Below are 26,940 nucleotides of genomic sequence, written 5' to 3' on the forward strand. Positions count from 1 at the left end.
CACGATACAACTTTATCGAAATAGGAAGCATAAGAACTAACAAACATTAGTTAAGGTATTGTTTCAATAGGAATGTTATATTTTTATGCGACACTATAAACTTTTTCTCACAGTTCCCTAATAAAATCAGATTAATTCCAAAGAATTTTATTACATGAAGAACAAAAAACTCAAAATATTCGCACTACTTATTCCCATCTTTGTGATGGGAATGCTTGTGTATCTGTTTTTTAATCTACAGAAGAAAAAAGAAAAGATCAAACAATTAGAAAATATTCCCTTATTTACTATAGAAACTATTGACGGAAATTCTTTTACATCTCAAGATCTAAATAAAAAAAATCATAAAGTCATTATTTATTTCAGCCCAGATTGCCATTTTTGTCAGGCAGAAGCAGAAGAATTAAGCAAAACGCACAGGAACTATGACAATACAGAATGGATTTGGATTGCCAGCGAACCTTTAAATCAGATAAAAACTTTTGCGGAAAAATATAAATTGCATAATTACAAAAATATCTACTGGTGCTATGACGATAAGGCAAATTTTTACCGAAGATTTCAAATGAAAAGTGTTCCTTATTTTTTGGTATATGATGAAAATAATCATCTTATAAATAGAAAGCCAGGAGCCATTAAACTTGCAAAGCTATTAAGTAATTTTGATGAAAAACGTTAGAAAAACCTTTTCCCTCCAAAAAGACCATACAGATTGCGGAGTGGGTTGTCTACAATCTTTGGTAAGATATTATGGCGGGGATATTTCTTTAGAAACTTTACGAGAGAAAAGTGGAACTGGTAAAACTGGTACTACGCTTTTAGGACTATATCAATGTGCTAAAGAAATTGGGTTTGATGCAGAGGGCTGCGAAGCAGATATAGAAGCCTTAATTGAGCATAACCAACCTGTAATTTTGCATATAACATTAGAAAATAAATACGAGCATTATGTTATCTTTTATTTTAGAGATTCTCTTAGAGATAATCAGTTTCTTGTCGGAGATCCTGCAAAGGGTTTAGAGTACTGGAGCAGAGAGCAATTGCAGGAAGTTTGGGTGTCTAAAACCTGTTTAACACTATTCCCGAATGAAAAATTTGAGAAGAAAGAGATTAATGTTTTTAAAAAGAAAAAATGGTTTATTAATCTTATTAAAGAAGATCAGGAATTCATTTATACAATTATAATTTTAGGGATCATTACCACTCTGTTAAGTATGGCACTGTCTGTTTTTTCTCAAAAATTAATAGATGATATTTTGCCAAAAAAAAAAGTTAGTGTCTTGTTTTTAAGTATTGGTTTTTTGTGTTTTCTTTTGATTGGCAAAGTTATTATACAGTCATTACGAGATTTTTATATTATAAGACAAAGCAGAGAATTTAACCAAAGAGTTAATAAATCTTTTTTTAGTTCTTTACTTTATCTTCCTAAGATTTTTTTCGGTACAAGAAAAATAGGAGATTTTGTTGCACGATTAAATGATACACAAAGAATACAAAATGTAATAAAGCATTTGATTACAAATACTACTGTAGACATTATTGGCGTTCTGGTTTCCATAGGTTTTCTTTTTTACTATTCTTGGCAAATTGCGTTGCTTTGTTTGCTGGTTTCTCCTTTTGTTTTTTATATTATCTTTAGATTTAATAAAAAAATTATTGCAGCACAAAAAGAAGTGATGCAGTATTATGGTATTAATGAAGCAAATTATATAGATATTATCAGAGGTATAAATGTTGTAAAGGATTTTGGCAAACAAGAGTTGTTTCTTAAGCAAGAGACTTTGGTTTTTGAAAAATTTCAAAACAAGATATTTAACCTTGGGAAAATAAATATTAAAATTTCCACATACTCGGGTTTTGCTTTAGTTTTCTTTCTTATTACAATATTAGGTTTTGCGTCTTATAATGTTTTGAATAAAGAGATTAAAGTAGGTGAGCTTATGGCTATTATAGGAATTACTGGTTCTTTGCTTGGAGCCATAACAAATTTAGCTCTGGTAAGCATATCAATACAAGAAGCAAAGATAGCCTTTGAGAGAATGTTCGAATATGCATCATTACCAAAAGAAAAACTAGATGGGATAAAAATTGATCATATTAACGAAATAGAAATTCAAAAATTAGATTTCAGATTCAAAGGACGTAGTAGGTTATTAGAAAATATTAATCTGACATTAAAAAAAGGTGAAGTTACATGTATATTAGGAGAAAGTGGATGTGGCAAAACTACATTTACTGAAATCCTTCAAAAAAACTTTGAACCGGAGAACGGTAAGATCATAATAAATAATCAAATCTTATTGCAAAATATTTCTACTGAAAATTGGAGAAGTAAAATTTCTGTTGTTCCGCAAGATATAAATTTATTTAATACAACAGTTTTACAAAATGTTATTTTAAGTAGTGATATTAATAATAGTAAACTTCAGGATTTACTAAACTTAGGTTTCGAAGAATTTATAGATAATCTTCCACAAGGATTGATGACGATTGTTGGCGAAGAGGGAATAAATTTATCAGGAGGGCAGAAGCAACTATTGGGGTGGATGAGAGCTCTATATCATCAACCAGAATTTTTAATACTTGACGAACCGACATCTTCTTTAGATATAGAAAACAGAAATTTTATTTACACATTGATTAATCGAATTCAAAGTGATAAAATCATTTTGATTATCAGTCATAATTTAGAAAAACTAGAATTAATTTCACATCAGATAATTTGTTTAAAAGATAAGACATTCAGCAGAATATAAGCTTAATTTTTCTTTTAGTTAAATCTTTCATAAAATACCTTGAAATATGATATTTAGTTGAGATGAAAAACTTATTTTTGCGTAATTATAAAATTTAAAATGAGAAAATATCTTTTATTGTTTATCATCGCTGTTTTTGCGATGTCCTGCTCTAAAAAAGTAGAAGTAAAAGGAAAAATTAGCGGCGGTTCTCCATTAGAAAGAATCGAATTCATTGAAGCATCTGGAGTTGCTACTTTACCATTGATTAATATTGGTATTAATAAGGACGGAACATTCGCAGGAAGCTTTGAAGCTCCAAAAAGCGGAATGTATGTAATGTCGTATGGCGGAAAACAAAATCTGATCTATCTTAAAGGAGGACAGAAACTTGAAATCACGGGTAACGGAATGACATTCCCGTCAGAGTACACGATTACAGGTGATGCCAAAAACAATAATGATTTCTTTACAGCCACACAAAAATATCTTTCAACCTATGCTCAGAAGGTCAATATGAATGAGCTTATGGCAAAAGATGAAAAGACTTTCTTAAAAGGAATTGAAAAAGTTCAGGCTGATATTAATAAAAATATCGAAGAGAACGTTCAGAAATTTAATCCTGATAATGAAATTGTAAAGTGGAAAAAGAACGATTTATCAAGCACATTGCTTACCATCCTTAGTCAATACGAAATGAGTCACAAGCAAATGGGAAATCCTTCTTTCAAAGTGACAAAAGCTTTTACGGATTTTGAAAATAAGCTTCAGGAAAATAAAGAGGTAATGGTAAAAGAAAATCCTTACTACAGACAATATCTTTTAGGTAAAATGAGTCCCGATTTCCAGAAGTATGCTCAGGCAAACAGTGCGGGAAAAACAGATATTACCACTTCAGAATTATTTACTGAATATCTAAAGAAAAATCAGAAAGATCTTTCACAAACGACTAAAGATTATTTATTGGCTTTTGTAATGGCGCAGTCTGATATCCATCCGGGATCACCTGAAAAAACGATCGAAAAAATCAAAAAAATTATCGATACAGATATTAAAGATGCTACCATTAAAGAAGATTTAAAGAAAATCCAGTTTGCAATCAATGGTTTCAAAATCGGTGAGCAGGCTCCGGAAGCGTCTTTAATCAAAGCTGATGGGAAATCGTACAGTCTTTCTTCAAACAAGGGGAAACCGTACATGATGATGTTTTACGCATCATGGAATCCTTACATTGGTGAGGCATCAATTCCTGTTTTAAAAGAAGTTGTAAACTTTTACAAGTCAAAAATGAATTTTGTTTTTGTAAATGTTGATGATACAAAAGATCAGTTTGTGAAAACGAGCAATTCGCTGATGAAAGGAATGACAGGAACCAACGTTTATGGTGAAGGAGGATTAAATTCTGATATTGCTAAAAAATACGGGGTATACGGCTTTAAATTGCCTTGCTTTGTTGTTGTTGACAAAGATGGAAAAATTGCCAGCAAGCCATTCTTCAATCTTGGAGATCCTGAGTTGGTAGCTGTTTTGGATAAACAAACGGGACTTTCAGCTCCGAAAGTAAATCCTAATGTTCAATTACAGACAGGTATTGATCCTGCAGCTGCGGGCCAACAGGATTCTCAGCAACAGGCAAACCCTCAGCCGGCTCAGACAAAATAATTTAAATTGAATACAGATAAAAACCTTGTCTTCGGATAAGGTTTTTTTTATTGTATTTTTGCAAACTGAAACCTCTGCGTTTCTGGTTACACTTTGTCAAAGTTTAAATCTTTGACAAAGTTTTAGAAGTTAAAAACAGAAAAAATTCTTAATGAAAAAGAGAAATAAGAAAAATATTATTCTTGAAAATATTAAACTCTTAAATGCGGGCGCTAAAGGTGTTGCCATAGGTAGAACAGAAGAAGGGAAAACAGTAATGGTAGCAGGAGCAATTCCCGGAGATGTCGTGAATGTAAAAGTTAAAAAGGCGAAATCCAAATATTATGAAGGCGAAGCTGTAGATCTGCTGGAAAAGTCACCTTACAGAGTAGATCCGAAATGTATTCATTTTGGGGTTTGCGGAGGTTGCAAATGGCAGAATATGAGCTATGAAAAGCAGCTGGACTTTAAGCAGGAAGAAGTTTATAATAATATTAAAAGAATAGGAGGAATTGAGAATTTCGAGACTATACCGATTTTGGGTTCGGAAGAACAGTATTATTATAGGAATAAAATGGAGTTTTCTTTCTCCAATGCTCGTTGGCTGACTCAATACGAAATAAGTTCGGAAGAAAATTTTGGAAACAGAGATGCGTTAGGATTCCATATTCCCGGAATGTGGAGCAAAATTCTTGATCTTAAAGAGTGTTTTCTTCAGGAAGAACCCTCAAATACCATACGACTTGCCGTAAAAGAATATGCTGTAAAAAACGGACTTGACTTTTTTGATGTTAAAAGCCACGAAGGATTTTTAAGGACATTAATGATGAGACAGAACTCAGCAGGCGAATGGATGGTCCTCTTCCAGCTTTTCAGAGAAGAAAAAGAAAACAGAGAAAAGCTTTTCCAATTCTTACTCGAAACTTTTCCGCAGATTAAAACATTGGTTTATGCAATCAATCCAAAACCGAATGATTCAATCTATGATCTGGACATCAATGTATATTCCGGAGAAGGGTTTTTAATGGAAGAAATGGATGGTCTGAAATTTAAGATCGGTCCAAAATCATTCTTTCAAACCAACTATAAGCAGGCTCTTGAATTGTATAGAAAAACACTTGAATTTGCAGATTTAAAAGGTGATGAAGTGGTCTATGATCTTTATACCGGAACAGGTACAATTGCTCAGTACGTAGCACGAAAGGCTAAGCAGGTAATCGGTATAGAATCTGTACAGGAAGCGATCGACGCGGCTATAGAACATGCAGAATTGAATGGTCTTACCAATACAACGTTTTATTGTGGTGATATGAAGGATATTTTTAACGACGAATTCCTTGCTAATCATCCGAAAGCTGATGTTTTAATCACTGACCCTCCAAGAGATGGAATGCATCAGAAGGTGGTAGAGCAGATATTAAAGCTGTCACCTGAGAAAGTAGTTTATGTAAGCTGTAATTCCGCAACTCAGGCCCGAGATCTTGCATTGATGAAAGAACATTATGACGTGGTAAAAATTTTACCTGTAGATATGTTTCCGCAAACTCATCACGTCGAAAATATTGCGTTGCTTGTTAAGAAATAATTTATTTAAATTTGAAAACGATCAATATTAGTATGAAATATTTTAAATTCCTGTTACCTTTATGTTTTATCGGTTTGCTGCTTTCCTGCGGATCTGATGATGACATCTGTGAAAGCGGCGAAGGAACTCCCCGAATGAAAGTTTCATTCCTCACCTTCGATGATAAGAAAGTAAAAACGGTGGACTCCCTTTATATTGCGGTAGATTATGGCTTCGGGAAAGTTCAATTGGGAGGGCAGGCAAAAATCACTTCAACAATAATTCCTTTGAGAGTAGATGATTCTCCCTACACCGATATTTATTTCAGGGTCGAAAAGGCAGGCGCCGAATCTAAAGTAAGGGTGAATTATTCCACAAAATCAATTTATGTTTCGCCTGGATGCGGAATTAAAAAGACATACGAGAATTTAAATCCGGTATTAACTCCATCACCAACAGCAGCCATAAAAGGCATTGAGGCGGGGCAAAATTTTATAGAGAATGAAGACAAGACTAATCTTTACCTTCTTTTTTAGTATAATTGGCGTTCTGAATTACGCTCAGGAAACCAAACAAACAGAAAAGGAAAAGTGGAAATATAAGCCTAACTTTATGGTTGGTGTAGATGTTCTTAATACAGGAGTTTCTTTTTTTTCTGATAGAAAGCTGTATCAGGGATTTATTTCTTCAAAAATAAAAGATAATATTCATGGTATTATCGAAGCAGGTTTTGAATCAAATATTTATCAAAAAAATAATTATGATGTAAAAGCCAATGGGCCTTTCCTGAAATTAGGAGCCTTTTATATGCTGGCAAAAGATCCGGAGAATGAATTTAACGGCTTTTATGCAGGAGGGAAAGCAGCAGCATCATTCTATACTCAGGAATATATGGCGATTCCGGTAAGAGGTTATGGAGGGAGTAATTCATCCGTAAGTTTTCCGTCATCCACACAATCTTCTTACTGGCTGGAGGGAACTATTGGTGGTCGGGTACAGCTTTTTGAATCAAATTTTTTTGTTGATGTAAATCTGCAGCCCAGATATCTTCTCTTCACAACCAAACAAGATGATATACAGCCTATGATTGTTCCCGGTTTTGGAAAAAGCTCCTCAAAATTCAATATGGGATTTGCCTGGAATATTGCTTATAAGTTTTAAATGTTTTTCAACGGATGAACATCAACGTCCCAACTTGTGTTGATTAATCGTTGGCGTATTAATAGAAAAGTAACAACAATATAGTCAAATAAATGTCTCAGACTTCATAAAAGTTAATTATATTATTATAATTAAAGACGAAAATATTTCAGAAAGTATTAAGTTCATAAAAAAATAATTAAGAATTTGAACATTAGAAACCTCGGCCTTGCCTGAGGTTTTTCTTTTTATTTAATTTTATAATTGACATATTTTCTTTTTAATGTTAAAATTAATATGCATATAGCAGTATATAATCAATTATGGTTATATTTGGCGTAAATTTAATGAAAAAGCTATGAAGAAATTTTTTACTTCTTTCTTTTCTCTTTTTATGATCGGTGCAGCAACCGCACAATGGTCACCCACCACATTTAAAGGAGATAAGCTAAGAAAAGAGGCTGATATAAAAGCCTATTATTCATTAGACATTTCGGTTTTAAGATCACAACTTGCAAATGCTCAGGAAGCAGGAAGAGGTGCTAAAGCTGTTGAAATCTCTTTACCGACAATGAATGGTAAAGTAGAGAAGTTTGCAGTGTACAGTTTTCCTGTATTTGCAAAGGATCTTGCAGACCAATATCAATTGGGGTCATATGTAGGCGTAGGAGTGGATGATCCTTCTAAATATGTGAGATTTTCTCTTGCTCCTAATGATTTTCAATCTATGATCTTCTCAAATGGGAGTTATGAATTTATAGAACCTGCGAATTCTGCTAAAACGGTTTATGGAGTACATCCAAAAACTCAGGGAAGCAAACATGGATTCGAGTGTTCTACTGAAGAAGCTCCTGCCGCCTTAAAGCAAATTGAAATGCTTGCAAAAAAAGGTAAGTCTTTTACAAATCAGACTACAGATTTCTCTAAAAGTTATGATAAAAAGTACAGGACTATGAGACTGGCTATATCTGCCACAAGTTCATATGTAACTTTTACAGGAGGAACTTTAGCAACTGCTTTGGCTCAGATTAATGCAACAATGACCAGAGTAAATGGTGTTTTTGAAAAAGATTTTGCATTGCATCTAAATATTGCAAGTTATCCGGGAATCATCTATACAAACTCTGCTTCTGACCCGTATATTGGGACAAATAACCTAAATTTAAAATTACAGCAGATTCTTACCGCGAATGTCGGTAATGCAAACTATGATATCGGTCACGTATTCAATGCTGCAGGAAATAATGGAAATGCAGGGTGTATAGGATGTGTATGTATTGCTCCGGCAAATAATAACTCGTTAGGAAAAGGATCTGGCTTTACCCAAAGCACGTCTCCTTCAGGTGATGCTTTTGATATTGATTTTGTTGCTCACGAAATGGGACATCAGCTAGGTGCTAACCATACATTCGCCCATGCTTTAGAAGGATCAGGTGCTAATATGGAACCTGGCTCAGGAACTACAATTATGGGATATGCTGGTATTACTGGTGCTGATACAGATGTACAGGCTCATTCAGATCCATACTTTCATGTGAAAAGTTTAGATCAGGTAAACACTAACCTTATTGCAAAGACCTGTGATGTAGAAACTCCTATATCTAATAATCCTCCAATAATCCCTGATTTGCCTGATTATACTATTCCTAAAGGAACTGCTTTTGTACTAACGGCCAATAATATTACTGATCCTGAAAATGATCCTATGACTTTTACATGGGAACAAGTAGATAATGCCGATGAAGTTATTGATAAATATAATATTGGGACCACTGAAACCGGGGCATCATTCAGATCTGTTTCACCGAGTACAACTCCTACAAGATATTTTCCTAAACTGGAGTCAGTTTTGAATGGATATTTGGATAATAGTAATAATACATGGGAGTCTGTTCCTATGGTTGCAAGAGAGATGAACTTCGCTATTACAGCAAGAGATAATAATCCTAATGCTTCTCAGCAACAAGCCGATTATAATGTGCAGACAATTACGGTTGGAAATAATGGACCATTTAAAGTAACTACGCTATATGCTAACGTAAATAATCCTACGCCAATTAATTGGGATGTTGTAAATACTACGGCGGCACCTTATAATGTTGCTAACGTTAAGATTGATTATACAACAGACAACGGAACAAGCTGGACTACTTTGGCGGCTTCCACTCCAAATGATGGAACTGAAAACTTTACTTTTCCTTCATCAATGAATGGACAAATCATTAAATTAAGAGTGTCAGCTATCAATAATGTATTCTATGCTGTCGGAAAAATTACTTTAGCGGTTTATGCTCCTTGTAACGGATCTGCAGTAACAGGTGTGGCAACAAGCAACATTACATTTAATAGTGCTACTGTAAATTGGACGCCTGTTTTAAATGCAACTTATGTTATCAGATATAGAATAGTTGGCTCAACTACATGGCAACAAACAACCTCTACTGAACCGACTGTTAATATTACGGGACTTACAGATGCTACGGCATATGAAGTACAAGTAGCTGCTGTTTGTTCAGGAACTCCAGGAGCATACTCTACATCAGTTAATTTCTCTACTGCACCTGTAGCTTATTGTACTTCTGCTAGTAATAGTGGACAGTTTAACTATATTTCAAACGTTACACTTGGCACGATAAATAATACTACAACAGGTTCTACATATTCAAACTTTACTGCTAATACATCATTACAGCCAAATTTATTACCAAATAGTACAAATACAATAAGTGTTTCTCTTACAACAACTGTTGCTGGTGCATCATATAATGGAATGGCAGCATGGATTGATTTCAATAAAAATGGTACTTTTGAAGCTAGTGAAAGAGTTTTAAATATGCCGGTAACTGGCTTGGCAATAGGAGCTACACCTGTATCAGGATCATTTACGGTTCCATCTACTGCATTAACAAATACCCCATTAAGAATGAGAGTTGTTACTGTTTTGATTAACCCACAATTTGTAGGTGCGACCATTCCTGAAGATTTTGCATGTGGTGGCTTCCCTAATGGAGAAGTTGAGGACTATGCTGTTATTATAAATGCTCCACTTGCAACTAATGATATTGCTGGCCCTAAAAATGACATCCAGTTATATCCAAACCCGGTATCAGATATTTTAAACATTACTAAGGTTTCTGATAAGGCATCTTATAAGATTTACAGTGCTGCCGGACAATTGGTAAGACAAGGAAATATCAATAACGGTCAGATCAATGTTTCCGAACTGATCAAAGGAGCTTATGTAATTACTATTGAAGAAAAAGGAAAAGATTTATTCACATCCAAATTCATCAAGAAATAATAGAAAATAATTTAAATAATTATAAATCCTCGGGGAAACCTGAGGATTTTTTTGTGTTATAAATGTGGAAATAATACAGTCTCCAAATTATTATTAGCAAAAAAATAAGATAAATTTAAATTATGTGGCGTATAAATAGCTTATGTTCATCCTTTTTTGAAAGGTTTAATTAATTTGTTGTGAGATTTGTATGAAATAATTGTTTATATTTTTAAATTAATAATAAAAAATGTTTAGATTTGTATAATTAATATAATATTGAGAAAGTTATGAAGAAAAATTTTACTTCTTTCTTTTTCCTCTTTTTGTTTGCGATTACCAGTGCACAATGGAATCCCACGACATTCAGGGGAGAAAAAACAAGAGCAGGCTCAGATATTAAGAGCTATTACACTCTGGACATTTCTTTACTAAAGTCTCAATTGGCAAAAGCTCAGGAAACGGGGAAAAATGCAAAACCCGTCACTATTTTTTTGCCAACTTTGGAAGGGAAAATTGAAAAATTTGCCGTTTACAGCTTCCCGGTGGTTGTAAAAGAATTGGCAGATCAATATCAGCTGGGATCTTATGTGGGGGTCGGAATTGATGATCCCGGCAAGTATCTTAGATTTAGCTTGGCTCCGGATGATTTTCAGTCGATGATTATCAAAAACGGGGTGTCTGAATTTATAGAGCCTGCCGATAAGGGCAAAACAGTTTACGGTGTGCACCCAAAAACTGATAAAAGTAACGAAGGTTTCCTTTGCTCGATGAACGAAGACCTGCTGACAAAACAGGAAATCGATAAGCTTTACAAAGCTGGAAAATCCTTCAACAATCAACCAACCGATTTTGCAAAGTCTTCTGATAAAAAATACAGAACGATGAGATTGGCAATGTCGGTAACAGGAGAATACACTCAATACTTTGGTGGTACTGTGGCTAATGCTTTAACTGCTATCAACGCTACTTTAACCAGAGTAAACGGTGTATTTGAAAAAGACTTTGCATTACATCTGAATTTACAGAACTTTCCGGGGGTAATATATACTGATCCTGCGTCAGATCCTTATTCTCCGGCTGCACAAATGAACAACTGGAATCTTCAGTTGCAACAAACACTTACAGCCAATGTGGGAAATGCCAACTATGATATCGGGCATTTGTTCGGTGCTTCAGGTGGTGGTGGAAATGCAGGATGTATAGGTTGCGTATGCGTTGACCCTGCTAATAACAATGCCACTCAAAAAGGTTCAGGATATACTTCTCCGGCTGATGGTATTCCACAGGGAGATAATTTTGATATAGATTATGTCGCCCATGAAATAGGACATCAGTTAGGTGCAAATCATACATTCTCTCATGGTCTGGAACCTTCAGGCGTAAATGTAGAGCCGGGCTCAGGATCTACGATTATGGGATATGCAGGTATCACAGGAGCAAATACTGACGTTCAGGCTCATTCTGATCCTTATTTCCATGCCGTAAGCATTACCCAGGTTCAGAATAACCTCAACAATAAGACATGTGATGTTGAAACAACGATCACTAATAATCCACCGGTAATCAGTCCATTAACTACTTATAGTATCCCTAAAGGTACGGCATTCGTTCTAACAGCTTCTGCAACGGATGCTGAGAATGACCCAATGACCTATTGCTGGGAAGAAGTAGATAATGCCAACGTTACCATCAATAAAAACAACCTGGGAACCACTGCTAGTGGTGCTACGTTCAGATCATTCAATCCGACGACGAGCCCTACCAGATATTTCCCTAAATTATCATCAGTTTTAGCAGGTGTTTTAAATAATTCCAATAATGGATGGGAGTCTGTTTCTACTGTTGCCAGAACTACCAATTTCAGAGTAACAGTTAGAGATAATAATCCTGTTCCTACACAACAGCAATCGCAGTTTGCCAATCAGCAGATTGTTGTAGGAAATGACGGACCTTTTAAAGTAACCACTACGACTGCGTATAATAACGGACCAACTTCTGTTACATGGGATGTTGTTAATACAACTGCAGCGCCGTATAATGTAGCGAATGTAAAAATCGATTATACAACCGATAACGGAGCAACGTGGACGGTAGCATCTGCTTCTACTGCGAATGACGGGAATGAGTCTTTAACCCTTAACGGTCTTACCTTAGGAGGTAATGTTAAAATAAGAGTAAGCTCAATCGGCAATGTCTTTTATGCAATAGGAAGTGCTACAGTAGCTAATTTAACGAGTTGTACAGGTGCTGCTCCAACGGGTATCACAGTATCTGCAATTACACAAACGACAGCTACAGTTGCATGGACAGCTACAGCAAATTCAACATACGTGGTTCAGTATCGTCCGGTAGGAAGTACAACATGGATTACTGTTCCATCTGTATCCAACTCTGTAAATCTTACAGGTTTAAGCGACGGTGTTCAGTATGAAGTACAGGTGTCTACAGTTTGTAATGGTGTTCAGGGACCTTTCTCTGCTTCTACCAACTTTACAACGTTAGGACTTAACTATTGTACAATGACCTCCAGTAACTTTAGTGATGAATATATTTCTAATGTTACGGTAACACCAACTGGTGCAGCGGTAATGAGTAATAACTCAACCGGATCTACTTATACAGATTATACAACCACACCAAGTGCTTTGATAAATCTTGTTATCGGATCTGCATCCAACACAGTATCTGTAACAAAATTCTGGACAGGAAGTACATTCAGTGAAGGAGTAGGTGTTTGGATTGACTTTAACAGAAACGGTACCTTTGAAGCTTCAGAGCAGGTAATGAACTCTCCGGCAAATACCACAACTCCGGTTACGGCTACTTTCGCTGTTCCTGCGGGGGCTTATAATGGTCCTGCTACTACAAGAATGAGAGTGGCAATGCAGTTCTTTAATTCTCCTACGATGTGTACAAGTTTTACCTATGGAGAGGTTGAAGATTATGCTGTAAAATTAATTCAGCCAATAGCATGTACAAGTAATGCTCCGTTGAACCTTACAGTGACCAACCTTACAGCAACATCTGCTTATGTAATGTGGGATCCTGCTGTAGGAGCAACATATATATTACAGTACAGACCATTAGGCTCTACAACATGGACGACTGTTCCGTTGACATCAAATTCTTATACCATTAATGGATTATCAGAACAGGCTTCTTATGAAGTGCAGGTAGCTTATGTGTGTTCGGGAACTACAGGAACATTTACCGCTCCTTATGAGTTTACAACACCACAGGTTACTTATTGTACGATTACTTCAGGCAATAATACCAATGGTTATATCTCTAATGTAACAGTTACTCCTACCAGTTCGTATGTTATGAGCAATAACTCAGGAGCGGATACTTATACAAACTATTCTTCAGATCCTGCTAAACTAATTACATTAGTTCGTAACACAACCAACAACACTATTTCTGTATCTAAGTCATGGCTTTCATTTAGCACGTCATTAGCAGTAGGAGCATGGATTGATTTTAACAGAAACGGTATTTTTGAAACAAACGAAAGAGTAATAAGCTCGGGAACAAGTACTACTACACCTATCAGTGCTACTTTCACGGTTCCTGCGACATCTTATAATGGGCCGCTTACGATGAGAATGAGAGTTATATTCTCTACAAGTACCATCACAAATCCTTGTGCACCAATTTCAAACGGAGAAATTGAAGATTATGCAGTGAAAATTATTGATCTTGCACCTTGTACTACTGCACCGCCTTCTCCTATCGTTGTTACAAATGTTACAGCTTCTTCAGCATTAGTTTCCTGGATAGGTGCTACTGGGGCTACTTATACATTAAGATATAGAACAGGTACAGGTGCCTGGACAACTATTGCAGCTGCAACAAGCCCGTATCCGATCACAAACCTTAATGGAGGTACAACGTATGAAGTACAGGTAGCAACTATTTGTGGTACTACAGGAGCGTGGTCAAGTTCAGTGAACTTTACAACTCCGGCAATATCTTATTGTAATTCAGGTACAGCTACTGTTAGTGATGGTTACATCAATAATGTTAAAGTGACTGGTACGGCTACGCCGATGATGTCTAATAACTCAGGTCCTAGTACATATACAGATTATTCTAATGATGCTACTAAAATTATCACATTAGCCCGAAACTCAACCAATAACGTACTTTCTGTAGGAAGAACAATATTGTCGAGCACTTATTCTACCTATGCGTGGATAGATTTTAACGGAGATGGAATATTTAACAATAACCCGTCAACGACTCCGGGAGGTGAGAGAATCATGAATCTTGGTTATTCATCAACAACGCCGGTTACAGCGACATTCTCGGTTCCGGCAGGAGCATATGCAGGAACAAATAAAGTGAAAATGCGTGTCATTGTGTATTATCTTACACCTGACGACGCGTGTTCACCACTTACAAGTAACGGAGAAGTTGAAGATTATCAGGTGAAATTCGTAGATATTCAGCCATGTACTACAGCAGCTCCTACCGGTATTACCATAACGAATATTGCGGCTACTACAGCCACAGTATCATGGATATCTTCTACAGGCGCTACCTATCTTGTTAGATGGAGAACAACAAACCCTGTCGGAGCATGGAATGTTTCTCCTGGACCAATTACAGGAAACACCTATAACATTACAGGTCTTACAGAACAAACAGCCTATGAAGTACAGGTAGCAACAATATGTGGCGGAACTCAGGGGCCTTGGTCTTCTTCTGTACCGTTTACGACTACACCGATTACCTACTGTAATATGACCGGTACGGGAACAACAGATTTTATTTCTAATGTAACTGTAACGTCAGTAAACCCTGGTATTCCTCCAATGAGTAATACCTCTGTTCAGACGAACTATATAAGCTACACAACGCCGGCTACATTAATCAATCTGGAAATAGGGTCTGTTGGTAATAAGATCTCAGTAGCAAAAGGAGCAACGCAAAATGATGCTGTATCTGCTTGGATTGATTTCAACAGAAACGGAGTTTTCGAAACATCAGAACAAATTATGGCTTCTGCAGCAAGCACAACCAGCCCTGTAACGGCCTTGTTCGATGTGCCTTCAAATGCATATAGCGGAGCTTTAACAACAACCATGAGAGTGGTGCTGAAGCGTTCAAGTGCTCCTGTGATGTGTCAGAATGCCGTAAATGGAGAAGTTGAAGATTATGCCGTGAAATTAAGACCATGCTCGAATACTACACCAACAAACTTAGCATTCAATACAATTACGCATACGTCTGCTAATATCACCTGGACTGTACCTACAGGAAGTCTTACATTTATTGTGAGATACAGAGTGGCAGGTACAACTACATGGACAGAAGTGGTAGCTTCAACATTAACAGGTAACCCACCGTTGGCTTTAACAGGCTTAACGCCTGCAACAACCTACGAGGTACAGATCGCATCAAGCTGCGGAACTACCCCTGGCACATTCACATCGGTTCAGACATTTACCACAAGATGTGATCCTACACCTCCGAATGTAACAATAGGTACTGTAACCACAAACTCTGCAGTAGTAACCTGGGCTCCGGTAGTACCGAGTGCTACCTATGTAGTAAGATACAGAGTCGTGGGAAGTACAACGTGGACAACTGTAAATGTTACAACACCTCCGTTGAATACATACACGATTCAGGGATTAAGTCCATATACAACATATGAAGTACAGGTAGCCAATATCTGTAATGGTGAAACAACAGTAAATGCATGGTCTAACCCTAAAGTGTTTACTACTGAAAGAACGTGTGAATTACCTCCTCCGGGATTAACGATCACTAATCTTACACCTACGACAGCTGTTGTGGTTTGGGATCCATTCCCTGGAGCAACATATATCCTGAGATATAGAAAAGTTGGTATTCCGAGCTGGACAACAGTTACTTCAAACACGAATACCCTTACACTGACAGGATTATTGGAGTTGACACAATACGAATTACAGGTTGCCAACGTATGTAGCGGTACACCGGGTACTTATACCCTTCCGTACTTCTTCACTACACCTACTGTGATGTATTGTCAGATGTCATCTGCATCGTCGGGCTCTGCATATATTTCAAAAGTTACGGTGAAGCCGAATAATAAACCTGTTATGGAGAATACTTCTGCTGCATCCAGCTATACAGACTTTACAGGTGATCAGTTGAAGTTTATAGAATTAATCCAGGGGTCTTCAAACAACCAGATTATTATTGACAAAAAGCTTTCCGGTAATACAGAGGCTGGGGTAGCTGTCTGGATCGATTTCAACCGAAACGGTTATTTCGATATCAACGAAAGAATCATGGCTGTTGCTCCAAATGCAGATGATACTGCAAGCGGAACGTTTACCGTACCTGCGGATGCTTTCATCAGCTTGACAGATTACAAATATGTAGTCATGAGAGTTGCATTAGCGAAAGATGCAATCCCGGTAAACTGTAACAGCTTCCCTGATGGTGAGGTAGAAGATTATACCGTGAGAATATCTAAACCGATTGTTCCTAACCCTGTCAACCAGACGGATATTTTAATCTATCCTAACCCGGTAAGCACAGTATTGTATGTGAAAAATATCAGCAAAAAAGCGAATTATAAGATCTACAATGCAGCAGGACAGTTAGTGTCAAACGGAATTATCCTGAACAACAAGATTGATGTTCATACACTGATAAATGGTGTTTACATCATCGATATTCAGGATGGAAATGATATCTCCGTTCAAAAGAAATTTATTAAAGAATAATAAATCATTTAACTATTAATCATCTTACAGGCTCTCAGTTTTGAGGGCCTGTTTTGTTTATATATTTCAGTAATGATTTAATAAAGCAATTCCCGAATATCATACCTAAGGGATGTAGACTGTTACCAAAGGGAAGTGCAGCGTTACCAAAGGGAAGTAGACTGTTACCGTAGGGAAGTAGAGTTAATACCGGATTTTAATAAACCAACATATAATATCAATAGAAATGGGCTTTAGCCCATTCACATAAGGATAAGAAGCTTGGCTTTAGCCAAAACCTATTATAATTTGTTCTAAAGCACATATGTTCTCATTTGAAACAATCAGCCTAATTAGATTTCAATAGTTTAAAAACTTAATGCTTATTATTACTCAGAGGAAGTAAAAAAAATTCCAACATTCTCAGAAATAAAAAACTCGCTGAAACGTCAGCGAGTTTAATTTATTCGATATCAAAGACGACCTTTTCGGTATGCTCTTTCAGATCTTCAAGATTTGTATTATTATAGATAATGCAGTCTGCAAGTTTTATCTTGTCCTTTTCGGGCATTTGTTTTTCCATAATGGACTGTACTTCCCGGTACGTTTTGCCGTCTCTGTCCATGACCCGTTTAATTCTGATGTTATCCTCGGCAGTTACCAGGATAGATTTATAACATTCTTTATTGAGTTTAAGCTCAAACAGTAAAGCAGTCTCTTTAAAGACCAGATATTTTGTCTGTCTTTTTACCCAATCGTCAAAATCAATTCGTACAGCAGGATGAATGACCTGGTTCAATTGCTCAAGAAGGTCTTTGTTATTAAAAACTTTATCCGCTACAAATTTTCTGTCATACAATCCATTTTCATCGTATGCTTCTTCGCCTAGAAGTTGTTTGATCTTTGCCTTCAGATCTTCGTTGTCATTGACGATCTCCTTAGCTCTTTCATCAGAATAATAAACAGGAAATCCGAATTCCTCAATAAATCTTGCAACGGTTGTTTTCCCGGAGCCTATTCCGCCTGTAAGACCGATTATTTTTGGTGATGATAATGGTTCCGGCTCAGCTGCCTGCTGGGTTTCTGAATGTAATTCTTCCATATAGTTCAAATCAATATCCGAAAACATCATTAAAACTAAACGTCTCATCAAGTCTTACTCCTTTTTCTGTCATCTTGAGACTCGCCAGTTCATGATGAGCATCATGTTCAAAGAACAGCAGGTATTCATTGTCTACACATTGCTTTAAGAATTTTCCTTTTTCTTCTAACGTAAGCAGCGGTCTGGTATCGTATCCCATGACATATACCTGATTGATGTGTCCTGCGGTAGGAATAAGGTCTGCTGCAAAAACAACTGTTTTTTCCTGATATTGAATGACAGGGAGCATCTGTTTTTCTGTATGCCCGTCAACGAAGATGACATCCATTTTAAGATCCGGGGCAAAGCCGTAATTTCCTGTAGTAGGAAGAGGGAGGAAGTTGAGCTGACCACTTTCCTGGATCGGGATGATGTTTTCTTTTAAAAAGCTGGCTTTTTCCCGGGCGTTAGGTTCTGTTGCCCATTGCCAGTGGTTTTCATTAGTCCAGAACTGTGCGTTCTTAAAAGCCGGTCGGTAACCGGTACGGTTATCATTCCATTCAATGGCTCCTCCGCAATGATCAAAGTGAAGATGCGTAAGGAAAACATCAGTGATGTCTTCTTTCACAAAACCGTATTTCTTTAAATTTTTATCTAAAGTATCGTCTCCCCAAAGCGAATAGTGGCTGAAGAACTTTTCGTCCTGCTTATCTCCCAGTCCGCAATCGATCAGGATGAGTTTCTTTCCGTCTTCTACAAGCAGGGATCTCGTTCCCAGCTCAATCAGGTTTCTTTCGTCTGCAGGATTGGTCTTTTCCCACAGACTCTTCGGGACGACTCCAAACATGGCACCGCCATCCAGTTTAAATTTTCCGCACTGTATTGGATATAATTTCATATAATATTAAGATTTATAATGTTGTTTATTTTCAATAGTTTTTATCACTGAAAAAATAAGATTTTCAAAGCAGCTTTAAAAATTATTTAAATAAAATTTTACTGCTTCTGATACTGAAACCCATTGTCATCACTGATCTCAGAATAGTTCTCCCGGATTTTTCGGTCTTGAAATGTTTAAATGCTTATACGCTTTGTCTGTCACTTCACGTCCTCTCGGCGTTCTGATAATAAATCCTTCCTGAATCAGAAAAGGCTCATAGACCTCTTCCAGTGTTTCCGGATTTTCCCCGATAGAGGTGGCCAGCGCCGAAATTCCTACAGGTTTACCTTTGAAATTTTCAATCATTACACGCATGATCTTATTGTCCATTTCATCCAGTCCGAATTCATCTACATTTAAAGAATCAAGCGCATATTTGGTAATGTTAATCTCAATTTCACCGTTTCCTTTTATTTCAGCAAAATCACGAACCCTTCTCAGCAGAGCATTCGCAATTCTTGGGGTTCCCCGACTTCTGCGGGCAATTTCAATCGCTGCATCTTCATAAATCCTTACCCCTAGAACCCTTGAGCTTCTTTGAATGATCATTGATAAAAGTTCAATCGTATAATATTCCAGTCTGCTCTGTATTCCGAATCGCGCCAGCATTGGCTTGGTCAGCATTCCGCTGCGGGTGGTTGCCCCTACCAGGGTGAATGGATTTAAACCGATCTGCACACTCCGGGCATTAGGTCCTGTTTCGAGCATAATGTCAATTTTGTAATCTTCCATCGCAGAATACAGATACTCTTCCACAACGGGAGACAGGCGGTGAATTTCATCAATAAACAGTACGTCGTTTTCCTCAAGGTTCGTGAGCAATCCGGCAAGGCTTCCGGGCTTATCCAGCACCGGACCAGACGTAATTTTGCAGTTTACGCCGAGTTCATTGGCGATGATATTGGCCAGGGTCGTTTTACCAAGTCCCGGCGGACCATGCAGTAAAACATGATCAAGTGCACCGCCACGCTTTTTGGCAGCCGTTACAAAGACCTCAAGATTTTCAAGCGTCTTTCTCTGTCCTGCGAAATCCCTGAAACTCTGGGGACGGATCTGTTCTTCCTGTGCTAGCTCTTCACGGGAATAATTATCTTTATCTGGATGTAAAAAGTCTGGCATTAATTCAATTTCATTTACCGTAAAGATAAGGAAATTGAGGTTACGATTAAAGAGTGATGTTGAGATTTAAGGTTAAGGTTGAGGTTGAGGGAAGTTGTAGGCGGGAAAGGTTATGATTTATAAGATTGATTTATTTTGAGTATTTTTGGAAGAGAAATAAAAATTGAAAAATCAATGTTTGCTCTGATGTTTGAAAATTTGCTTAGATTCCTAAGGAATGACAAACATTCCGCACAATTTTGTCATGCTGAAAGCATCTAAATTTTGCAAAGTTTTTACCTCAACCTTAACCTTAATACATGAAACTAATAGGTCCTTTCAGGCAAATTGTAACCCTTGCCAACCTTCCTTTAAGAGGAAAAATATCCGATGAGAAGCTCGAAGTCATTACTGATGGCGGAATCTTAGTAAATAATGGAAAAATACAGCAGGTCGGAAATTTTGAAACTTTAAAATCTGACCATCAAAATATAGAAATCGAAGAAATTGAAGGCGTACAAATTGTGCTTCCGGCTTTTACAGATTCACATACCCATATCTGTTTCGGCGGTAATCGGGCGAATGATTTTGCTATGCGTAATGCCGGAAAGACCTATCTCGAAATTGCTGAAAGCGGTGGCGGAATATGGAGCTCTGTACAGCATACGAGAAATGCGTCTGAAGAAGATTTATTAAAAACATTATTGGAGAGAATTGATTTTCTAATATCTCTCGGAATTACAACCATAGAAGTAAAAAGCGGCTATGGATTGGATGTCGAAAATGAACTGAAGATGTTGCGGACGATTCAAAAGGCACAGCAGCAGACTGCTGTAACGTTGGTTCCTACCTGTCTTTCTACACATCTAAAACCAAGGGATTTTGAAGGAAGCAATGAAGAATATTTGCAATATGTTTTAAATAAGATCTTACCAAAAGTAAAAGAAGAAAACCTGGCGAAGCGAGTTGATATTTTCATTGAAAAATCAGCATTTCAGCCTGAAGAAAGTAAAGCTTTTCTGCTTGAAACTAAAAAACTAGGTTTTGATATTACAGTACATGCGGACCAATTCACTCCGGGAAGTTCCAGGATTGCGGTAGAGGTCGGGGCAAAATCTGCAGATCATTTGGAAGCTACTGTTGATGAAGATATTGAATTTATCGCGCACTCTGAAACGGTTGCTACAGCATTACCCGGAGCGAGTTTAGGATTAGGTGAGAAGTTCAGTCCGGCAAGAAAACTATTGGACGCAGGAGCTATCCTGGCAATTGCAAGTGACTGGAATCCTGGTTCGGCACCGATGGGGAATCTTATTACCCAGGCATCAATTTTGGCAACCTTTGAAAAACTGACAACCGCAGAAGTTTTGGCAGGAATTACTTTCCGCTCAGCATTTGCACTTGGGCTGGAAGATAGAGGAAAACTGGTAGCCGGTTTGAAAGCTGATTTCGTAACATTCAAAACTGATAATTTCCAGAATGTGCTTTATCATCAGGGAAGTTTGAAAGCGGAGAATGTTTATATTGAAGGAAAATTAAAACATTAAACTTTAAAAGCGATAAAAACTTGAATTGATAAAGAAGAAGGATAATCTCAATTTAGAGTTTCCTAATCATCTTTTAATATACTGGTTGAAATGCTTACAGCATGACAACTAAAAACCACACACACAAATTAAATTTATGAATAACAATATTTGGCAGGGAAGATTAGACGGAGAAGAGCTGCTTTTCCACAGGATATTTCAGAGAGTAAAAGAAGAAAACAACTATGATCTTATTTCAACTAAGGATTTCGTTTTACATGGATTTGCTGTAGATGAAGGGGTTAAAAGGAATAAAGGCAGGGAAGGCGCAAAGGATGCTCCTGATGTGATCAGAAAAAATATGTCCAACTTTCCGGTGATCCGTCCCGATTTTACACTGCTCGATTTTGGAAACATTACCTGTGAAGATGGTAACCTGGAAGAAGCACAGAATAATCTGGCTAAAAATGTATCGAAAGTATTGCTCAAAAATGGAAGATCTGTTGTTTTAGGGGGAGGGCATGAAGTTACTTATGCACATTATCTTGGTCTGAAAACAGCTTTTCCTGAACAGAAAATCGGGATTATCAATATTGACGCTCATTTCGATAACAGGCAACCCGAAATTGGAGTAGGACCCAGTTCAGGAACTGGTTTCTGGCAAATCGCTCAGGATGGACCGATCAATTCTCTTCATATTGGTATTCAGAGAAATTCAAATACCTTGAAATTATTTGACACTGCCCACCAATACGGAATGAAGTATATATTGGCAGATGAAATCTTCTTTGAAAATCTCCCATCGATTTACCAGAGAATTAATGATTTAGCTGAAACTGTAGATTACCTTTATCTTACGATATGCATGGATGTTTTTAACGCCTCTATCGCGCCTGGAGTTTCCGCTTCTGCGTACAATGGTATTTTTGCCGATGTACCATTTATGCATTTTTACAGACATATTTTAAAGAATGAAAAGCTTTTGGCACTTGATGTGGCAGAAGTCAACCCTTCCTATGATATTCAGGACAGAACGGCAAGGCTTGCTGCGACACTGGTTAACGAATGGTTTATGATTTAGCATCAATTTGATAGAGAAAATCATTATTTTATATAATCCTAAGGAACACATTTTGTTCCTTTCATGATACTTTTTAAGCAATAATTAAATTCAGTTTTGAATTTAAAACAGAGACTATATTATGGAACAATCAATTGAAAATAAACTTATCAGTGCAGATAAGGCATTTTCAGAATGGAAGAAAATACCATTCGAACACAGGCAAAAACTCATTGCCAAGGCAGCTGAAATTTTGAAGACACGTTCTGAAGAATTTGGAACAATCATTACTTCGGAAATGAATAAACCGATTTCGCAGGCGATTGCTGAGGTGGAAAAATGTGCATTAATGATGAACTATTATGCTGATGCGGAAAATATTTTAAAGCCTGAAAAAATAAAATCTGAATATTCTTATTCCGAAATACATTATGTTCCAAAAGGCGTTATCTTAGGAGTTATGCCCTGGAATTTTCCTTTCTGGCAGGTCTTGAGATTTGCTGTTCCTGCTATTTTAGCGGGAAATACGGTTGTACTTAAACATGCTTCTATCTGCTTCGGCAGCGGAAATGCAATTGAAAAAATATTTCTTGAAGCGGGCTTTCCTGAAGGCGTTTTTCAGAATCTGGAAATCGGACACCAAGATGTGAAGGAAGTTCTTGAACATAAAACAATTTCCGGAGTGAGCCTTACGGGAAGCGAAAAAGCAGGTGCAGAAGTTGCTTCTATTGCCGGTCAAAATATCAAGAAGTCTTTATTGGAGCTTGGCGGAAGTGATGCATTCATTGTACTGGATGATGCAGATCTGGATGAAGCAGCTAAAGTGGGTGCATTGGCGAGACTTCAGAATTGCGGACAGACTTGTGTAGCGGCAAAACGATTTATCATTGATGAAAAAATAGAAGATACTTTTCTTCCGAAATTTATTGAAGAGTATAAAAAGTTTATCCCTGCGGATCCTATGGACAAGGAAACAAAAATCGCAGGAATGGCAAGACCGGATCTTGCAGATGATCTGGAAAAACAGTTTCAGAAAGCCTTGGAAAACGGCGCTGAAATTATACTTCCTTTAGAAAGAATTTCTGATAATGAATTTAATCCGGGACTGATTCGGGTAGAAGAAGGTAATCCGATTTTACAGGAAGAGCTTTTCGGGCCTTTAGGGATGGTCATGATTGCTAAGAATGATGAAGAAGCTTTACAGCTCGCTAATAATATTCCTTTTGGCCTTTCAAATTCTGTTTGGACACAAGATAAGGACCGTCAATTATTTTTTATTGAAAATCTAGAATCCGGAACAGTCAATATCAACAGAATGACGAGTTCTGACCCTCGTTTTCCTTTTGGAGGCACAAAGACCTCAGGATACGGAACGGAGCTTTCATTGCTGGCTTTAAGAGAGTTTGTAACCGCAAAGACTGTTGTTGGAAATGAATAAACCGTAATTATTTAAAAAAAGCAAAACTCCCGATAATCCGGGAGTTTTGCTTTTATACTAACTGTTTAAATTAAACTGTAGTTAATCGTAATGTATTTGTTTTACCACCTTCATATGATGGAGTCGCATTGATGTTAATTACAAAATCTCCTGCCTCGATGTATCCATAGTTGTGGGTAAGCATATTTACCTGGATAATCGTTTCATCAGTAGATTTCTTCATATCATAATAATAAGCGTGAACTCCCCAAAGCAGGTTCAGCATTGTAATAACTCTCTTATTTCCGCTGTAAACAATAATGTGAGAATTGGGTCTGTGCGCTGAAAGCTGGAATGCTGTATAGCCAGAACTTGTTAAAGTAACGATTGCAGAAACATTAGTTGTTTTTGCAATTCTTACGGCTGCAAGACAAACTCTGTTTGTAATGAATCTTTCATCGATACAATTGAAGTCCTTTTCGATGGGCTCATTTCTATGCTGATAGAAGTGTGTGGTTTCAATATTCTTTACGATCTTCGCCATGTTTTCAACTACCTGTACCGGATACCTTCCCACTGAAGTTTCCCCGGAAAGCATTACGGCATCAGCCCCGTCCAATACAGAGTTGGCTACATCATTTACTTCTGCTCTTGTTGGTGTTAAACTGTTGATCATCGTTTCCATCATCTGCGTTGCAATGATCACAGGCTTGGAATAAAATCTTGCTTTTTCTACCAGTGTTTTCTGGATAGCAGGAACCTCTTCCATAGGAACTTCCACTCCCAGATCTCCTCTGGCAACCATCAGTCCGTCACATTCCAATAAAATTTCATCGATATTTTTTACACCTTCCGGCTTTTCAATTTTCGCAATAATCGGCGTTTTGAATTTTCCGTTCGGATGCTTGGAGATCAGTTCTTTCAAATCAATAATATCCTGTGCATGACGAACGAAAGAAAGTGCGATCCAGTCCACTTCCTGATCAAGCATAAAGTTGGCATCCTGAATGTCTTTTTCCGTTAAAGCGGGAAGAGAAACATTCGTATTTGGAAGGTTTACTCCTTTTTTAGAACTTAGAGGTCCCCCTTGAATTGTTTTTGCCTTTACCGTATCAAGTTCATTTGTTTCTGTAACTTCTAAAACCAATTTACCATCATCAATGAGGATTCTTTCGCCAACTTTTACATCCTGAGGAAATTGTTGGTAAGTCATGTATACTTTGGTAGAATCACCTTCTATTTTTTCATTGGTGAAGGTAAGGATATCGCCAGGATTAAGGTAAGAGCCTTCCTTTACAACACCTACCCTTAATTTAGGGCCCTGTAAATCCCCTAAAATTCCAACAGAGAACCCGTACTCTTTATTGAGTTCTCTGATGATTTCGATATTTGAACGAACTAAGTCGTAATCTGCGTGTGAGAAATTTATTCTAAAAACATCAACACCTGCTCTCATTAACCCTAACATTACTTCTTTCGACGATGACGCCGGCCCAAGTGTTGCGATAATTTTTGTCTTCTTTAAATACTTATTCATAATACTGGATAATTTGATAAAGTTCTTCTTCAGAACCTAATGTGTAATCTTGAATGGGAAATACAAGATTTTCAGGGAGCAAAATTACGGAAAAATCAGGAAACTGTTCCGAACTATGCAAAATATATTGTACTTCTACCTGATTATTTAATAAAAATTTAATGTTTTCTTCTCCTGAGAAGAGCTCAGTTTGTATTTTTTTTTGTTTACTTTCCGAAGACCGGTTTGAAATAAACCTAAAACATGTCTTGGTAAATTTGTGATAAGCCTCAAATCGAGGAAAAAAATAGTCATAATAAGACCCGTGATAGATGAGATCATCAATCCTTTTAAAATTAAGATCGTTTCTTTGATTTACATTATAGAAAAACTCATGATCGGGTACATTTTTGGCCAATCTTACCAATCCTATGGTAACATCTTCAAATTCTATATCGTCAAGATCATAAAGCTTTTGAATTTCCAAGTATGTTTTCTTTTTTGTTTAAAATATAAAATGCTCTCTGCGCTGCTTTTTCTTCCGCCTTTTTTTTGGAGGTTTCCGTAGCGTTGGCGATTTTTTCGTCTCCGAGCCAGACATGACACCGAAAGACAATCGACCTGTTCACCTGTATTTCTTCACAGGTTTCGTACTTTATATTTAATTTTTTCTTTTGGCTCCATTCGAGCAGAAGACCTTTGTAGCTTACAATTTTATTTTCCAGCTTATTCATTTCGGTTGGCGTGAGCAGCCTGTCCAAAATAATCTTTCTGCAGATTTCATACTGAAAATCCAGATAAACGGCGCCAATTAAAGCTTCAAATAAATTTCCGGAGATATTTTCACCTAATGCCACAGAGGTCTGTTTTTGCAAAAGATCGGTCAGTTTAAGATCTTCTCCTAATTTATTAAGATTTTTCCTATTTACAATCTTGGATTTCATTTGCGTCAGATATCCTTCATTCGCCTGAGGATAAGTTTGAAACAAGTGACATGAAATGATTGTACCCAAAACAGAATCTCCTAAAAACTCAAGCCTTTCGTAATTGCTGTCTTTATTTTTAGAAGAATTTTTCAGAGAAAAAGCTTCACGGTACAGCGCAACATTTTGCACCTCAGTACCGAGAATTTTATTAAGTTCAGTACTGAGAAAGTAATCTCTCTCCGTTAATTTTCTTTTTCTTTTTTTGAGAAGGAATTTAGAAAAGTATTTCTGTAACTCCATTCAGTAAAT

Annotated in this window: 17 protein-coding genes; 11 read left to right on the plus strand and 6 right to left on the minus strand. The window is 36.9% G+C overall.

What is annotated here, in order from left to right:
* Window positions 1–154 precede the first annotated feature (154 nt).
* The 8 genes from AC3WV0_RS06175 (at window position 155) to AC3WV0_RS06210 (ending at window position 17,088) form a co-directional block, all read left to right on the plus strand.
* Window positions 155–679, plus strand: a complete 525-nt coding sequence (locus AC3WV0_RS06175) for a TlpA family protein disulfide reductase (RefSeq protein WP_488844928.1) — start codon at window positions 155–157, stop codon at window positions 677–679.
* Window positions 666–2,756: a peptidase domain-containing ABC transporter gene (locus tag AC3WV0_RS06180; protein ID WP_488844929.1), complete on the plus strand. Its 2,091-nt coding sequence runs from the start codon at window positions 666–668 to the stop codon at window positions 2,754–2,756. The genes AC3WV0_RS06175 and AC3WV0_RS06180 overlap by 14 nt, the downstream gene beginning before the upstream one ends.
* Before the next feature lie 99 nt (window positions 2,757–2,855).
* Window positions 2,856–4,397 (plus strand): TlpA family protein disulfide reductase, encoded by a 1,542-nt coding sequence (locus AC3WV0_RS06185; protein ID WP_488844930.1) that lies wholly within the window; start codon window positions 2,856–2,858, stop codon window positions 4,395–4,397.
* A 151-nt stretch (window positions 4,398–4,548) separates the two neighbouring features.
* Window positions 4,549–5,961 (plus strand): 23S rRNA (uracil(1939)-C(5))-methyltransferase RlmD, encoded by a 1,413-nt coding sequence (gene rlmD / locus AC3WV0_RS06190; RefSeq protein ID WP_488844931.1) that lies wholly within the window; start codon window positions 4,549–4,551, stop codon window positions 5,959–5,961.
* Between the two features lie 32 nt (window positions 5,962–5,993).
* Window positions 5,994–6,476, plus strand: a complete 483-nt coding sequence (locus AC3WV0_RS06195) for a DUF6452 family protein (RefSeq protein ID WP_488844932.1) — start codon at window positions 5,994–5,996, stop codon at window positions 6,474–6,476.
* On the plus strand, window positions 6,442–7,101 hold the full coding sequence (locus AC3WV0_RS06200) for a DUF6048 family protein (RefSeq protein ID WP_488844933.1): 660 nt from the start codon (window positions 6,442–6,444) through the stop codon (window positions 7,099–7,101). The genes AC3WV0_RS06195 and AC3WV0_RS06200 overlap by 35 nt, the downstream gene beginning before the upstream one ends.
* Window positions 7,102–7,438: 337 nt before the next feature.
* Complete coding sequence (locus AC3WV0_RS06205; protein WP_488844935.1) at window positions 7,439–10,381, plus strand: reprolysin-like metallopeptidase; 2,943 nt, start codon at window positions 7,439–7,441, stop codon at window positions 10,379–10,381.
* Between the two features lie 269 nt (window positions 10,382–10,650).
* On the plus strand, window positions 10,651–17,088 hold the full coding sequence (locus AC3WV0_RS06210) for a GEVED domain-containing protein (protein WP_488844937.1): 6,438 nt from the start codon (window positions 10,651–10,653) through the stop codon (window positions 17,086–17,088).
* A 442-nt stretch (window positions 17,089–17,530) separates the two neighbouring features.
* Here AC3WV0_RS06210 and coaE read toward each other — a convergent pair whose 3' ends face one another.
* The 3 genes from coaE to ruvB form a co-directional block, all read right to left on the minus strand.
* The gene (gene coaE / locus AC3WV0_RS06215; RefSeq protein WP_488845358.1) at window positions 17,531–18,169 is read right to left on the minus strand and encodes a dephospho-CoA kinase; all 639 of its coding nucleotides are present in this window, start codon (window positions 18,167–18,169) and stop codon (window positions 17,531–17,533) included.
* A gap of 10 nt (window positions 18,170–18,179) precedes the next feature.
* Window positions 18,180–19,046 carry an MBL fold metallo-hydrolase gene (locus AC3WV0_RS06220; protein WP_488844939.1) on the minus strand — a complete coding sequence of 289 codons (867 nt, stop codon included), beginning with the start codon at window positions 19,044–19,046 and terminating at the stop codon, window positions 18,180–18,182.
* A 138-nt stretch (window positions 19,047–19,184) separates the two neighbouring features.
* Window positions 19,185–20,207 (minus strand): Holliday junction branch migration DNA helicase RuvB, encoded by a 1,023-nt coding sequence (ruvB, locus tag AC3WV0_RS06225; protein ID WP_089998353.1) that lies wholly within the window; start codon window positions 20,205–20,207, stop codon window positions 19,185–19,187.
* Window positions 20,208–20,506: 299 nt separating this feature from the next.
* Here ruvB and hutI point away from each other — a divergent pair, with 299 nt between their 5' ends.
* The 3 genes from hutI (at window position 20,507) to AC3WV0_RS06240 (ending at window position 24,210) form a co-directional block, all read left to right on the plus strand.
* Window positions 20,507–21,733 carry an imidazolonepropionase gene (hutI, locus tag AC3WV0_RS06230; RefSeq protein ID WP_488844941.1) on the plus strand — a complete coding sequence of 409 codons (1,227 nt, stop codon included), beginning with the start codon at window positions 20,507–20,509 and terminating at the stop codon, window positions 21,731–21,733.
* Between the two features lie 136 nt (window positions 21,734–21,869).
* Window positions 21,870–22,793 carry a formimidoylglutamase gene (hutG, locus tag AC3WV0_RS06235; protein WP_488844943.1) on the plus strand — a complete coding sequence of 308 codons (924 nt, stop codon included), beginning with the start codon at window positions 21,870–21,872 and terminating at the stop codon, window positions 22,791–22,793.
* A 121-nt stretch (window positions 22,794–22,914) separates the two neighbouring features.
* On the plus strand, window positions 22,915–24,210 hold the full coding sequence (locus AC3WV0_RS06240; protein WP_488844945.1) for an NAD-dependent succinate-semialdehyde dehydrogenase: 1,296 nt from the start codon (window positions 22,915–22,917) through the stop codon (window positions 24,208–24,210).
* A 70-nt stretch (window positions 24,211–24,280) separates the two neighbouring features.
* On the opposite strand, the gene pyk is transcribed toward AC3WV0_RS06240, so the two are convergent.
* Genes pyk through rnc form a run of 3 tightly spaced genes read right to left on the minus strand, consistent with a single transcriptional unit; the run spans window position 24,281 to window position 26,931 of the window.
* Complete coding sequence (pyk, locus tag AC3WV0_RS06245; protein ID WP_488844947.1) at window positions 24,281–25,726, minus strand: pyruvate kinase; 1,446 nt, start codon at window positions 25,724–25,726, stop codon at window positions 24,281–24,283.
* Complete coding sequence (locus tag AC3WV0_RS06250) at window positions 25,719–26,192, minus strand: IPExxxVDY family protein (protein WP_488844949.1); 474 nt, start codon at window positions 26,190–26,192, stop codon at window positions 25,719–25,721. The genes pyk and AC3WV0_RS06250 overlap by 8 nt, the downstream gene beginning before the upstream one ends.
* Entirely contained in the window at window positions 26,170–26,931 is a 762-nt protein-coding gene (gene rnc / locus AC3WV0_RS06255; RefSeq protein ID WP_312899941.1) for a ribonuclease III, read from the minus strand. The genes AC3WV0_RS06250 and rnc overlap by 23 nt, the downstream gene beginning before the upstream one ends.
* Window positions 26,932–26,940 lie beyond the last annotated feature (9 nt).

This window comes from Chryseobacterium sp. 27AL, assembly GCF_057815395.1.